The organism is Rodentibacter genomosp. 1 (assembly GCF_001999285.1).
Classification (GTDB): Bacteria; Pseudomonadota; Gammaproteobacteria; order Enterobacterales; family Pasteurellaceae; genus Rodentibacter.
The window spans coordinates 43,761-56,678 of sequence record NZ_MLHN01000003.1; the positions used below are offsets into that span (position 1 = coordinate 43,761).

Genomic DNA, 12,918 nt, shown 5'->3' on the forward strand with positions numbered 1-12,918 from the left:
GACCGCTCTTTTTGAAGAGCGGTCAAAATCAATTAATTTGCTTTTACTGCCTCAGCAATTTCTTCCGCACATTGTTGTGCAAGCTCCGCATCTTGGCATTCTACCATCACACGGATTAAAGGCTCAGTACCTGATTTACGCAGTAGAATTCTGCCTTTACCTTCTAAACGCTTTTCAACATCTGCCGCAACGGCTTTCACTGCCTCACTCTCTAATGGATTATCCCCGCCGGCAAAACGTACATTAATTAATACTTGGGGGAACAATTTTACCGCACTTGCCAATTCATTGAGTGAAAGTTTGTGTTGAACCATTGCTGCTAATACTGCTAATGAGGCCACAATCCCATCCCCAGTGCTGTTTTTATCAGAAATAATAATATGGCCTGAATTTTCTCCCCCTAGAGTCCAATCGTTTTCAATCATCTTCTCAAGGACATAACGGTCACCCACATTTGCACGTATAAATGGAACACCAAGCATTTTTAAAGCGATCTCAAGGCTTATATTACTCATCAAGGTACCAACTACACCGCCTTTTAATTTTCCTGCACGCAATGCTTCACGAGCAATAATAAAGAGGATTTGATCGCCATCTACTTTATTTCCGAGATGATCCACCATCATAATACGATCTCCATCCCCATCATAAGCCAAACCGACATCAGCTTTCACTTCCAACACTTTTTCTTGTAATGCTTTAACATCTGTTGCGCCGCATTTTTCATTGATATTCAAACCATTTGGTTCAGTACCAATTTCAATTACTTCCGCACCAAGTTCACGTAATACATTAGGAGCAATGTGATAGGTTGCCCCGTTTGCACAATCGACCACAATTTTGTAACCTTCTAACCCTAAGTGAGCAGGGAATGTACCTTTACAAAATTCAATATAACGCCCTGCTGCATCATTAATACGGCGAGCTTTACCCAATTCAGCCGATTCGACACAATCCATTGGCTGTTCAAGCATTGCTTCAATGGCTTCTTCAATTTCATCCGGTAATTTTGTCCCTTGTGCAGAGAAAAATTTAATCCCATTATCATAGTAAGGATTATGAGAAGCTGAAATAACGATACCGGCTTCTGCGCGGAAAGTTCGGGTTAAATAGGCAATTGCCGGTGTCGGCATTGGCCCAGTAAATGCCGCAGACAAACCCGCCGCTGCTAAGCCCGCCTCTAACGCCGATTCCAACATATAGCCGGAAATACGTGTATCTTTACCAATTAAGACGGTTTTTGATCCTTGTGAGGCTAGTACTTTGCCTGCCGCCCAACCTAATTTTAATGCAAAATCAGGCGTAATAGGATAAGTACCGACTTTACCACGTACCCCATCCGTACCGAAATATTTACGATTTGCCATAATAAATTCCTTTATTTCTCAATTTTTTCTAAAAAATTAGGCGTTTTCTGTCGCCTGCCAAACTTTGAGTGCATCCGATGTCGCAGCCACGTCATGTACACGTAGAATTTTCGCTCCACCCTGTGCAGCAATTAATGCCCCAGCAACACTCCCAACCATTCTTTCATTAACAGACTTATCCAACACTGCACCAATCATTGATTTGCGTGATAATCCCGCAAGCACAGGGTATCCCTCTTCACAAAATCTATTTAACTGTTGCAATAACTTATAATTGTGTTGAACGGTTTTACCAAAGCCAAACCCCATATCCCAAATTAAATTTTCTTTTTTTATTCCTGCTGTAATACATTGTTCCGAACGTTCCCGTAAGAAACTGAGGACATCTTGCACGACATCTTGATATTGAGGATTTGTTTGCATCGTGCTTGGTTGCCCTTGCATATGCATAATACAAACGGGTAAATCCAGTTCTGAGGCAACTTGTAAGGCATTTGGTTCCTGTAAGGCTCTGATATCATTGATCAAATCCATTCCGACTTTTGCCGCCTCTTGCATCACTATCGCCTTAGAAGAATCCACCGAAATCCAGCAATCAAAACGTTTCCGTACCGCTTCAACTAGGGGGACGACCCGTAATAATTCTTCTTGTTCCGACACCTCATCCGCCATGGGGCGGGTGGATTCCCCGCCAATATCAATAATACTCGCCCCTTCATTTAGCATTTTTTCCACCTGAAACAATGCCTTATCAAGGGTAAAAAATTTTCCACTATCAGAGAAAGAGTCCGGCGTAAAATTTAAAATTCCCATAATCTGAGGAAATGATAAATCGAGGGATTTGTTATTGGCGTAAAGCTTCATAAAGTGCGGTTAATTTTTAGCATAAATTTTAGGTGGGAAATTATAGCGGAATACCTCCAAGAAAAAAATCATTGGATAAAAATAAAGCCTTCACAACAGGAAGGCTTTATTTACTACTCAGAATCTTGTGGTTTTTCGACCGCACTTTCCGATTTGCTGTCAGAAGAGGTATTGGAATAAGCAGCTTGTGACATTTGAGGTTCTTCCCAACCTGAAGGAGGGGTAACCGGTTCACGATTCATCAATTGCTTAATTTGTGCTTCTTCAATGGTTTCATACTTGACAAGCGCATCTTTCATCGCATGCAAAATATCCATATTGTCGATAAGTAACTGTCTTGCACGTTCATAGTTACGATTCACAATTGCACGGACTTCCTCATCAATCACATGAGCTGTTTCATCAGACATATGTTTCGCTTTTGCCATTGAGCGACCTAAGAATACTTCACCTTCATCTTCGGAATAAAGAATTGGCCCCAGTTTCTCAGAGAACCCCCATTGCGTTACCATATTGCGGGCAATATTGGTTGCCACTTTAATATCATTAGACGCACCGGTAGAGATATTTTCCTCACCATAAATCAAATCTTCAGCCAAGCGCCCCGCATAGAGGGTGGAAAGTTTGCTTTCTAATTGTTTTTGACTAATGCTGACCTGATCCCCTTCCGGTAAGAAGAATGTAACACCCAATGCACGACCGCGAGGAATAATCGTTACCTTGTGAACAGGATCATGTTCAGGCACTAAATAACCGACAATGGCATGACCCGCTTCATGATAAGCGGTGGATTCTTTCTGTTTCTCCGTCATAATCATCGTGCGACGTTCCGGCCCCATATTAATTTTGTCTTTTGCTTTTTCAAACTCAAGCATAGAAACCGTACGTTTGTTGCTACGCGCCGCAAATAACGCAGCCTCATTAACCAAGTTGGCTAAATCCGCACCGGAATAACCTGGTGTACCACGAGCTAAGGTCATTGCATTGACATCATCAGCCAATGGCACTTTACGCATATGTACTTGTAAAATTTGCTCACGACCTTTTACATCCGGCAATCCCACCACGACTTGACGGTCAAAACGACCTGGACGAGTCAACGCAGGATCTAATACATCAGGACGGTTAGTTGCTGCAATCACAATGACCCCATCATTACCGCCAAAGCCATCCATTTCAACAAGCATTTGGTTTAAGGTTTGTTCGCGCTCATCATGGCCTCCCCCTAACCCTGCTCCACGTTGGCGACCCACTGCATCAATTTCATCAATAAAGATCAAACAAGGGGCATTTTTCTTCGCTTGTTCAAACATATCACGAACTCGAGAGGCGCCAACACCGACAAACATCTCAACGAAATCAGAACCGGAAATCGTAAAAAATGGTACTTTAGCTTCACCGGCAATGGCTTTTGCCAATAGGGTCTTACCGGTACCCGGAGGCCCTACCATCAAAATTCCTTTTGGAATTTTACCGCCTAGATTTTGGAATTTGCTCGGGTCACGCAAGAAATCAACAATTTCGCCGACTTCTTCTTTCGCTTCATCGCAGCCTGCGACATCAGCAAAGGTCACTTTGATTTGATCTTGACTGAGCATTTTTGCCCGACTTTTACCAAAACTCATGGCTTTACCGCCACCGCCCTGCATTTGACGCATAAAATAAATCCATACACCAATGAGGAACAACATCGGGAAAGAAGAAATTAAAAGTTGCGAAATAACACTTCGCTTTTCAAATGGTGTACCTTCTACCTTTACCTTTTTACTCAATAAATCATCAAGTAATTTTTTATCTTCCAATGGCGGCATAACCGTCATGTATTTTGAGCCATCATTTTTTGTTACCGTAATTTCATTGGTATCAAAACGAGCTTCTTTCACCTGACCATTGCTCACATCGTAAACAAAAGTGGTATAGTCTGTCGCGTTTTCCGCTGAATAAGAATTGAAACTCTGATAAGCTGTCATCATAACAACCGCTACCACGATCCAGAGTACCAAATTTTTGACCATATCGTTCAAAGTCTAACCTACCTTTCCTAAGTTAATAAATTCGTCACAAGATACTATATATCACAGACTATGAAAAGCTATTAAAGCGATTCCCCTTTATAGCCCATAGCCACAATATAAACCTCACGGGAGCGTCCACGTGAGGCCTCCGGTTTACGGACTTTTACCACATTAAAAAGAGAGCGAATCTCCTTTAAATATTCATCAAATCCTTCCCCTTGAAATACCTTCACCACAAAACTGCCTTTTATTGCCAACACTCGTTTACACATATCCAATGCCAGTTCCACCAAATACATCGCGCGAGGAATATCAACCGATGGCATACCGCTAAAATTCGGTGCCATATCCGACATCACTACATCCACTTTCGCTTCCCCTACACGTTCAAGCAATGCATTGAGGACATTTTCATCACGAAAATCGCCTTGTAAAAAATCCACCCCAACAATGGGATCCATTTCTAAAATATCACAGGCAATCACTTTGCCATTGCTACCGATTTGGCTTACCACATATTGTGACCATCCGCCCGGTGCGGCTCCAAGATCGACAACAGTCATTCCCGATTTAAATAATTTGTCCGTTTGCTGAATTTCATCAATTTTGAAATAAGCACGGGAGCGTAATTTTTGCTTATGTGCTTTTTGCACAAATGGATCTTTAAAATGTTCGTTTAACCAACGAGAAGAACTTGCCGAACGTTTTTTCTTTCCCATAATCTCTGTCTTTTGTACTATTTTTTGTAGTAGTTTCGCCTATATTTGGGTACAATCTGCCAAATTCAAGACTTAATGAGCCTAAAAACGCAGAAAATCCCTGTTTTTCTGACCGCTCTTTTTTATTATTTATATTTATAGGATTCCTTATGACAACCTTATCAACCAAACAAAAACAATTTTTAAAAGCCCTTGCCCACCACCTCAACCCAGTTGTGATGCTTGGAGGTAACGGTTTAACCGAAGGAGTACTGGCTGAAATTGAAAATGCGCTAGATCATCATGAACTCATTAAAGTAAAAATTGCCGGTGCGGATCGTGAAACCAAGCAATTAATCATTAATGCAATTATCCGAGAAACCAATGCGATGAATGTGCAAACTATCGGCCATATTCTAGTACTTTATCGCCCGAGTGAAGAGGCCAAAATTCAACTTCCTCGAAAATAAGATTAAACAAAGTGCGGTGATTTTTACCGCACTTTTTTATTAAGTGCGGTATTATGTAGCAAAGGTTATACGTAATTGACTTCAATAATTTCAAACTCAACATTACCACCTGGAGTAGCAATATTTACCGTATCATCAAGTTCTTTACCAATTAAGCCACGTGCAATCGGTGAATTTACGGAAATCAAACCCGCTTTAATATCTGCTTCATCATCGCCGACAATTTGATAAGTCACTTCCTCATCAGTATCCACATTCACTAACACGACTGTCGCACCGAAAATAATCTTGCCTTTGTTAGGCATCTTCGTCACATCAATAATTTGCGAATTTGCTAACTTGCCCTCAATTTCTTGAATTCGACCTTCACAAAAACCTTGTTGTTCACGCGCGGCGTGATATTCTGCATTTTCTTTCAAATCGCCATGTTCACGGGCCTCTGCAATCGCTTTAATAATTTCCGGGCGACGTACATTCTTCAAAAAATCCAATTCTGCTTTGAGCAATTCTGCTCCACGCACTGTCATTGGGATTTGTTTCATAGCTTCATTCCTTAAAATTTAATAAAAAGAAAACCACGGCAAAATTGCAAAATATTGCCGTAGCGACTTAAAATAAATTGTACACAAGAAAATGATTTACTCTCCTGAGTTCGGGGGCTATTATTGTCCGTCTTGAAAGAAATAGCAACCAGAACCGTTAATAATGGAAAAAATATCTTCAATTTCAACCGCACTTAAAGCGGCATTTTTCACTCTCGGCTTTTCCCTTTCCAGTTACGCAGAAATTAATCTTCCCACCATGACAGAATATTTGCCTGAAGGTGCAAGTGTGGGCGTTATCGCTAAAAATCTCAATAAAAATGACATCATTGCCGACTACAATGGTTCGACCTTTATGTTGCCAGCAAGCACTCAAAAAGTTTTTACCGCCGTTACAGCAAAATTAGTGCTTGGAGATACTTTCAAATTTGATACAGCCTTGTTAACCAATGGAAAAGTTCAAAACGGGCTTTTAGAAGGCAATTTAATCGTACGTTTTACCGGCGATCCGGATCTCACCAGCGGTCAACTTTATAGTTTACTTGCCGAATTAAAAAAACAAGGCATCAATAAAATCAGTGGCGATCTCATCCTAGATACTTCCGTATTCTCCAGTCATGATCGCGGTTTAGGTTGGATTTGGAATGATTTGACCATGTGTTTCAACTCCCCACCTTCCGCTGCCAATATTGATAACAACTGTTTCTATGCAGAATTGGATGCGAATCAAACGCCGGGGGAAACCGTTAAAATCAATGTGCCGGCGCAATTTCCTATTCAAGTTTTCGGACAAGTTTATGTGGCAGACAGTCGTGAATCCCCCTATTGTCAATTAGATGTGGCAGTACATGATAATAATCGTTATCAAGTTAAAGGTTGCCTTGCCCGCCAAACAAAACCGTTCGGTTTAAGTTTTGCCGTACAAGATCCCGATGCTTATGCAGCAGCGATTATTCAACGTCAACTAAAACGATTAGGCATTGAATTTAACGGAAAAGTATTACAACCGCAAAAACCACAACAAGGGCAATTATTGGCACAACATTTCTCTAAACCTTTACCGGATTTATTGAAAAAAATGATGAAAAAATCCGATAATCAAATTGCAGATTCTCTATTTCGAGCCATAGCCTACCATTACTATAAACGTCCTGCCTCCTTCCAACTCGGAACATTGGCTGTTAAATCTGTTTTACAAAAACAAGGAATCAAATTCGGTAATAGCATCTTAGCGGACGGTTCCGGTCTTTCACGCCATAACTTAGTAGCGCCTAAAACCATGCTTTCTGTATTAGAATACATCGCAAAAAATGAAGACAAGCTACACTTAATAGAAACGTTCCCTATTGCCGGCGTTGACGGCACCATTAGCGGACGTGGCGGATTAATTAATCCACCGTTAGTCAAAAATGTGATCGCCAAAACCGGCTCATTAAAAGGGGTGTACAACCTTGCGGGCTTTATGACAAATGCCCGTGGCGAGAAGATCGCCTTTGTTCAATTTATTAACGGTTATTCCACCGGCGAACTTGAAAATAAAACGAAACGTGCCCCTTTGGTGCAATTTGAAAGTGCACTTTATAACGAAATTTATAAGAATTAATAAAAAAAACAACCGCGCTTTAATTCATTCATCATGAATAAACTAAAGTGCGGTTATGTTTTGAGTTGGTCGATAAGCCGAGTTCTGTCGTGGACAATCATTCCTCTAGGCGGCGAATTACTCCGCCGCTCAAGCAACCTACCCGAATCCTGAGCGGGCCACCCATTGGATTCCTATTTGGTCTTGCTACGAGTGGAGTTTACCCTGCTGCCAATCGTTACCGACGGCACGGTGCGCTCTTACCGCACCCTTTCACCCTTACCGTTTGCACGGCGGTCTGCTCTCTGTTGCACTGGTCGTAGGCTCACGCCCCCCGGACGTTATCCGGCACTCTGCCCTATGTAGCTCGGACTTTCCTCTCGTTTACTTGTCCCACTAGGTCGTGTGAACACGGTTAAGGGCTTCAATAAACCAGCGATTGTCTAACCAACTCAGTGCGTAGTATAGAGATTAATAAAAGTGTGGTCAAATTTTCATTCTTATTTTTACTGCATTCCGCTAAAATACCCATAATTTTAACCGCACTTTAGGAATGTTCATGAACTATCTAAAAATTGCACGGGATACGCTTTCCGTAGAAAGCCTCGCACTCACCCAATTAAGCCAACGTTTAGATGAAAACTTCAACCAAATCGTTGAGCTTATTTTGCATTGTCAAGGTCGCCTTGTCATTGGTGGAATTGGTAAATCAGGCTTAATTGGAAAAAAAATGGTTGCCACCTTTGCGTCCACCGGCACACCAAGCTTCTTTCTCCATCCCACTGAGGCGTTTCACGGTGATCTGGGTATGCTCAAGCCAATTGATATTGTTATGCTCATTTCTTATAGTGGTGAAACCGATGATGTCAATAAACTGATTCCAAGCCTAAAAAACTTTGGCAATAAAATTATCGCTCTCACCAGCAATAAATATTCTACTCTTGCTCGTCATGCAGATTATGTGTTGGATATTACCGTTGAACGTGAAGTTTGCCCGAATAATCTTGCTCCAACCACCTCTGCGCTTGTCACTTTGGCACTCGGTGATGCTCTTGCGGTATCTCTTATCACCGCAAGGAATTTCCAACCTGCTGATTTTGCTAAATACCATCCGGGCGGTAGCCTAGGTCGCCGTTTGCTCTGTCGGGTTAAAGACCAAATGCTGACACGCTTACCGATTATTTCACCCGAAACAAATTTCACTGATTGTTTAACCGTGATGAATGAAGGACGGATGGGCGTTGCACTGGTGATGGAAAACTCACAGCTGAAAGGCATTATCACCGATGGTGATATTCGCCGTGCCTTGACCGCTAATGGTGAAAAAACGCTTAAGAAAACAGCACAGGATTTTATGACAAGTTCACCAAAAACCATTAATCAAAATGAATTCCTAGCGAAAGCGGAAGATTTTATGAAAGAGAAGAAAATTCACTCTCTTGTGGCAGTCGATGATGAAAATAACGTGGTCGGTTTAATCGAATTTTCAAGCTAAGGAAATCAAATGCAACAAAAACTCGAAAAAATTAAATTAGTAATTACCGATGTGGACGGCGTGCTGACAGATGGGCGACTCCACTATGATGCAAATGGTGAAGCCATTAAAAGTTTCCATGTGCGTGATGGTTTAGGCATTAAAATGTTGATGGAATCCGGTATTCAAATTGCGGTACTTTCCGGCAGAGATTCTGCCATTTTACGCCGCCGTATTGCCGATCTTGGCATAAACCTATTCTTGCTTGGGAAATTAGAGAAAGAAAGTGCCTGTTTTGAATTAATGAAGCAAGCCGGCGTGAAACCTGAAGAAACCGCTTATATTGGCGATGATAGCGTAGATCTCCCGGCTTTTGCCGTCAGCGGACTTTCCTTTGCTGTGGCTGATGCGCCCCATTATGTAAAAAATGCCGCAGATCATGTACTTTCTCTTGGCGGTGGAAAAGGCGCATTTCGTGAAATGTCCGATATGATTTTAACCGCTCAAGGTAAATCTGCTGTCTTTGACAGTGCACAGGGATTTTTAAAATCAGTCAGAAATATGACGCAATAATCCATTTCCCAATAAAAATAATCCCTCATGATTGAGGGGTTATTTTTACCAACAAAATCGTTCATTTATGTGATTTTCTAACCGTTCTTTTTGCCATTTCGATTTATTTTGTGGATCAGCAAAAAATTCATCCTGTGCTTTTAAACGATCCTTCAATTTTTCTTCTGCTTCTTTTAAGGCTATTTTACGATCTTGAAATTTAGTGGGTAATTCTTTCATAAAAATAATTTCATAAGGATGAGCGATTACCCAATCTACCGCCTCTTTTGCCAATTGACGTTGTTTATTTAAATCGCAAAATGCATAAGGATTCACAAACTGCCCCACGACTTGGCTAAATCCGGTATTTTCCGCCACGGTCGCCTTGGGTAAATCCAATACATACAGTGCGGTAATTAAACGATTCTGCCCCCGATAAAACCATTTCACCGCGTCGTCACGCAAACCCAAATCATAGGCTCTTGCCGATAAGGTAAACAATGTGATAGGAGAAATTCGAGCCGAATTTTCTTCTACAAATTTGACCGCACTTTGATAGCCCTTTAAGGTATTTTCCCGCAACATTGGATCAATCTGCTTATGCACAAAGACATTTTGGGCTTTACCTTTTTCTGCGGAATAATAAGGTTTCACATAAATATCAATGGATTTCACCGGCTCTTTACTCACTACGGCACAAGCGGTGGAGTAAAGTGCGGTGAATATCACCGTAATTTTTACAGAAAATTTCACGGTTCCCCCTAAATGGAAAGCAATCCTTGAGATAACTCCCAGCAAGCCATTAAAAATACCCCTATTAATATTATCAATAATGCCCATTCTTTTTTACTAAGTCCAAACTTACCCTTTTTCTGATATTGGGAATATAAGTAAACCGTTACCCCAGGAACATATAACACAACGGATAAAAACAAATAATCCATACCGGCAGCATAAACAATCCACAAGCCATAAAGGGTTGCCATTAAACCGGTAAGCTGAATATACCATTTTGCCTTACGTTGTAGGGCTAATTTAAATAAATACGCACCAATAAGAATGTAAGGAACCAAAATCATCGAAGTGGCAAGAGAAATTAATTTTGTGTAACTTTGACTGGTAAATAACACCAAAATTAAACAAAGTTGAATGACAATATTAGTAAACCAGAGGGAATTAATGGGCGTGTTATTTTTATTGAGTTTACTCAACATACGTGGAAATGCCTCGCTCTCTACCCCCCGATAAGGCACTTCAGTACAATACATTGTCCAGCTGATATATGAACCAAGCACGTAAACAATTAAACAGAAAGTAATAATAACTTTTCCCACTTTCCCAATCATTGATTCTAAAATCGGTGCCATAGAGGGATTTGACATGGTGCTAATGGTTTCACGTGGTAACACGCCAAGTGCCAGCACAGTAATCGCTACATAAAGCACCAAAGTAATACAAATGCCGAGTACTGTTGCCGTCCCAATATCACGTTGTTTTTTCGCATGTCCAGATAAAATTGACGCCCCCTCTACTCCCACAAAGACCCATAGGGTTATCAGCATGGTGCTCTTCACTTGTGTGATCAGATCTGCCGAGTGATTTTGATTAGCCAAGGTTTCCCCATTAAAATCTGTAAAAAACTGTGTTGGCGAGAAATAAAGTGCGGCTAAAATGATGAATAAAATTAATGGAAAAACTTTAACAATGGTTGCCAACATATTCACAAATGCCGCTTCTCTAATACCACGGGCAATCAGCCAATGCACGAGCCAAACCACAAGTGAAGCCCCTAAAATGGAATAAAGCGTACTGCCCGTACCAAAAATGATACGTTCCTGCGTATCTACAAAAGTGCCGAGACCTTCAAAAGCCACCACAAGATAGCTCACACTGCCAATACCGGAGCAAAGCCAATATCCCCAAGCAGAAAAAAAGCCGACTAAACCGCCAAATCCTTCTCTCGCATAAGTATAAACTCCACCATTCAGATCGGGGCGAAGACGGGATAAAAAGAAAAAAGACAGCCCTAGAAAAATAATCCCGACACCGGTAATCGCCCACCCAATCAACAATGCCTTCGCACCGGCTACTTCAGCCATATTCTGCGGTAAGCTAAAAATCCCCGAACCAATCATGGAACTGAGCACCAGCGCCGTTAAAGCAAATAATCCTATTTTTTTATTGGACATACACACCACATTAGAATCAAAAAAAGAGCGGTAAATTTTAACAGAGTTTTCCATTTTTCCTATATAATTATGCATCAAATCAAATTTTATATGCAAAATATGAAAATCCACTTAATTCGTAGTCAAATCACCCTTGATTTTAATAATGAAACAACCCTACTCGACCACCTTGAACGTAACAATATTCATCATGAATACCAATGCCGTAGCGGCTATTGTGGTTCCTGTCGGGTGAAGATCAAAAAAGGCAAGGTATCCTATCCGGAAACGCCCCTTGCCTTTGTTCAACCTAATGAAATTTTATTATGCTGTTGTCGTGTGGAAACAGATCTTGAATTGGAATTATAGATTATTCAAATCCAATACGTCCGTCATATCAAACAAACCATAGGGTTTATTTTCCAACCATTTTCCTGCCCGTACCGCACCGTTTGCAAAAGTCATTCGGCTTGAGGCTTTGTGGGAAATTTCCACCCGTTCACCAATATCTGCAAACCAGACAGTATGCTCGCCTACTACATCTGAGGCACGAATGGTGGAAAAACCGATTTCATTCAGTTTACGTTCACCGGTGATGCCTTCACGAGCGAATACCCCATGGGTTTTCAAATCACGCCCCAAAGTTTTCGCAATATGCTCTCCCATTGAAAGTGCTGTGCCTGATGGGGCATCTACTTTATGGCGATGGTGGGCTTCAATGATTTCAATATCACAATAATCCCCCATCACCTTGGCGGCTTTTTCCAAGAGCTTGAATACTAGATTCACCCCAACGCTAAAATTAGAGGCAAAGACAATGGCAATTTTTTCCGCAGCAGATTGAATTACAGCTTTACCCGCCTCATCAAATCCTGTCGTACCAATCACCATTTTTTTATTATTCGCCACACAAAATGCAATATGTTCAAGCGTACCCTCTGGACGAGTGAAATCGATCAATAAATCAAAGGTTTCTTTTTGCCCCTCCAAATTATCGGATACTGCAACACCAAGATGTCCGATACCCGCAAGTTCCCCTGCATCCGCGCCTACTAATGATGAACCTTTACGTTCAAAAGCCGCCCCTAATTCAACGCCTTCCGCCGAATGAACCGCTTGAATTAATTGACGCCCCATTCTTCCACCGGCACCGACAATCGCAATTTTCAATGTCATCGTTACTTCC

General features: G+C 41.3%; 13 protein-coding genes and 1 other RNA gene. 5 read left to right on the top strand and 9 right to left on the bottom strand.

The features are described 5' to 3' along the window. Positions 1-32 precede the first annotated feature (32 nt). The 4 genes from glmM to rlmE all read right to left on the bottom strand — a co-directional run bounded on the left by glmM (position 33) and on the right by rlmE (position 4,965). The gene (glmM, locus tag BKK54_RS01625) at positions 33-1,367 is read right to left on the bottom strand and encodes a phosphoglucosamine mutase (protein ID WP_077540874.1); all 1,335 of its coding nucleotides are present in this window, start codon (positions 1,365-1,367) and stop codon (positions 33-35) included. 36 nt (positions 1,368-1,403) lie between these two features. Then, positions 1,404-2,231 carry a dihydropteroate synthase gene (gene folP, locus BKK54_RS01630; protein ID WP_077540876.1) on the bottom strand — a complete coding sequence of 276 codons (828 nt, stop codon included), beginning with the start codon at positions 2,229-2,231 and terminating at the stop codon, positions 1,404-1,406. Between the two features lie 113 nt (positions 2,232-2,344). Next, positions 2,345-4,246 carry an ATP-dependent zinc metalloprotease FtsH gene (ftsH, locus tag BKK54_RS01635; protein ID WP_077540878.1) on the bottom strand — a complete coding sequence of 634 codons (1,902 nt, stop codon included), beginning with the start codon at positions 4,244-4,246 and terminating at the stop codon, positions 2,345-2,347. Between the two features lie 80 nt (positions 4,247-4,326). Beyond that, positions 4,327-4,965, bottom strand: coding sequence for a 23S rRNA (uridine(2552)-2'-O)-methyltransferase RlmE (gene rlmE, locus BKK54_RS01640; protein ID WP_077540880.1), 639 nt, complete (start codon positions 4,963-4,965; stop codon positions 4,327-4,329). 149 nt (positions 4,966-5,114) lie between these two features. Between rlmE and yhbY the strand changes: the two genes are divergently transcribed. Beyond that, on the top strand, positions 5,115-5,414 hold the full coding sequence (gene yhbY, locus BKK54_RS01645; RefSeq protein ID WP_077540882.1) for a ribosome assembly RNA-binding protein YhbY: 300 nt from the start codon (positions 5,115-5,117) through the stop codon (positions 5,412-5,414). Between the two features lie 65 nt (positions 5,415-5,479). Here the strand turns inward: yhbY and greA are convergent, their stop codons facing one another. Beyond that, positions 5,480-5,956, bottom strand: a complete 477-nt coding sequence (gene greA / locus BKK54_RS01650) for a transcription elongation factor GreA (RefSeq protein ID WP_077540884.1) — start codon at positions 5,954-5,956, stop codon at positions 5,480-5,482. 163 nt (positions 5,957-6,119) lie between these two features. On the opposite strand from greA, the gene dacB reads away from it, so the two are divergent. Continuing rightward, positions 6,120-7,559 carry a serine-type D-Ala-D-Ala carboxypeptidase gene (dacB, locus tag BKK54_RS01655; protein WP_077540886.1) on the top strand — a complete coding sequence of 480 codons (1,440 nt, stop codon included), beginning with the start codon at positions 6,120-6,122 and terminating at the stop codon, positions 7,557-7,559. A gap of 57 nt (positions 7,560-7,616) precedes the next feature. On the opposite strand, the gene rnpB is transcribed toward dacB, so the two are convergent. Then, positions 7,617-7,993: RNase P RNA component class A (rnpB, locus tag BKK54_RS01660), an RNA gene on the bottom strand. Positions 7,994-8,097: 104 nt separating this feature from the next. Here rnpB and BKK54_RS01665 point away from each other — a divergent pair. Beyond that, positions 8,098-9,033 carry a KpsF/GutQ family sugar isomerase gene (locus BKK54_RS01665; RefSeq protein ID WP_077540888.1) on the top strand — a complete coding sequence of 312 codons (936 nt, stop codon included), beginning with the start codon at positions 8,098-8,100 and terminating at the stop codon, positions 9,031-9,033. Positions 9,034-9,042: 9 nt separating this feature from the next. Beyond that, a complete protein-coding gene (locus tag BKK54_RS01670) occupies positions 9,043-9,585 on the top strand; it encodes a KdsC family phosphatase (protein WP_077540890.1) in 543 nt (180 codons plus the stop codon). Between the two features lie 45 nt (positions 9,586-9,630). On the opposite strand, the gene BKK54_RS01675 is transcribed toward BKK54_RS01670, so the two are convergent. Both BKK54_RS01675 and BKK54_RS01680 read right to left on the bottom strand, forming a co-directional pair. Continuing rightward, positions 9,631-10,317: a hypothetical protein gene (locus BKK54_RS01675; protein WP_143541396.1), complete on the bottom strand. Its 687-nt coding sequence runs from the start codon at positions 10,315-10,317 to the stop codon at positions 9,631-9,633. Positions 10,318-10,325: 8 nt separating this feature from the next. Next, a complete protein-coding gene (locus BKK54_RS01680; RefSeq protein WP_077541201.1) occupies positions 10,326-11,753 on the bottom strand; it encodes a basic amino acid/polyamine antiporter in 1,428 nt (475 codons plus the stop codon). A 99-nt stretch (positions 11,754-11,852) separates the two neighbouring features. Here BKK54_RS01680 and yfaE point away from each other — a divergent pair, with 99 nt between their 5' ends. After that, positions 11,853-12,101: a class I ribonucleotide reductase maintenance protein YfaE gene (gene yfaE / locus BKK54_RS01685; protein WP_077541203.1), complete on the top strand. Its 249-nt coding sequence runs from the start codon at positions 11,853-11,855 to the stop codon at positions 12,099-12,101. Here the strand turns inward: yfaE and dapB are convergent. Further along, positions 12,096-12,908: a 4-hydroxy-tetrahydrodipicolinate reductase gene (dapB, locus tag BKK54_RS01690; protein ID WP_077540892.1), complete on the bottom strand. Its 813-nt coding sequence runs from the start codon at positions 12,906-12,908 to the stop codon at positions 12,096-12,098. The genes yfaE and dapB overlap by 6 nt on opposite strands. Positions 12,909-12,918: the final 10 nt, after the last annotated feature.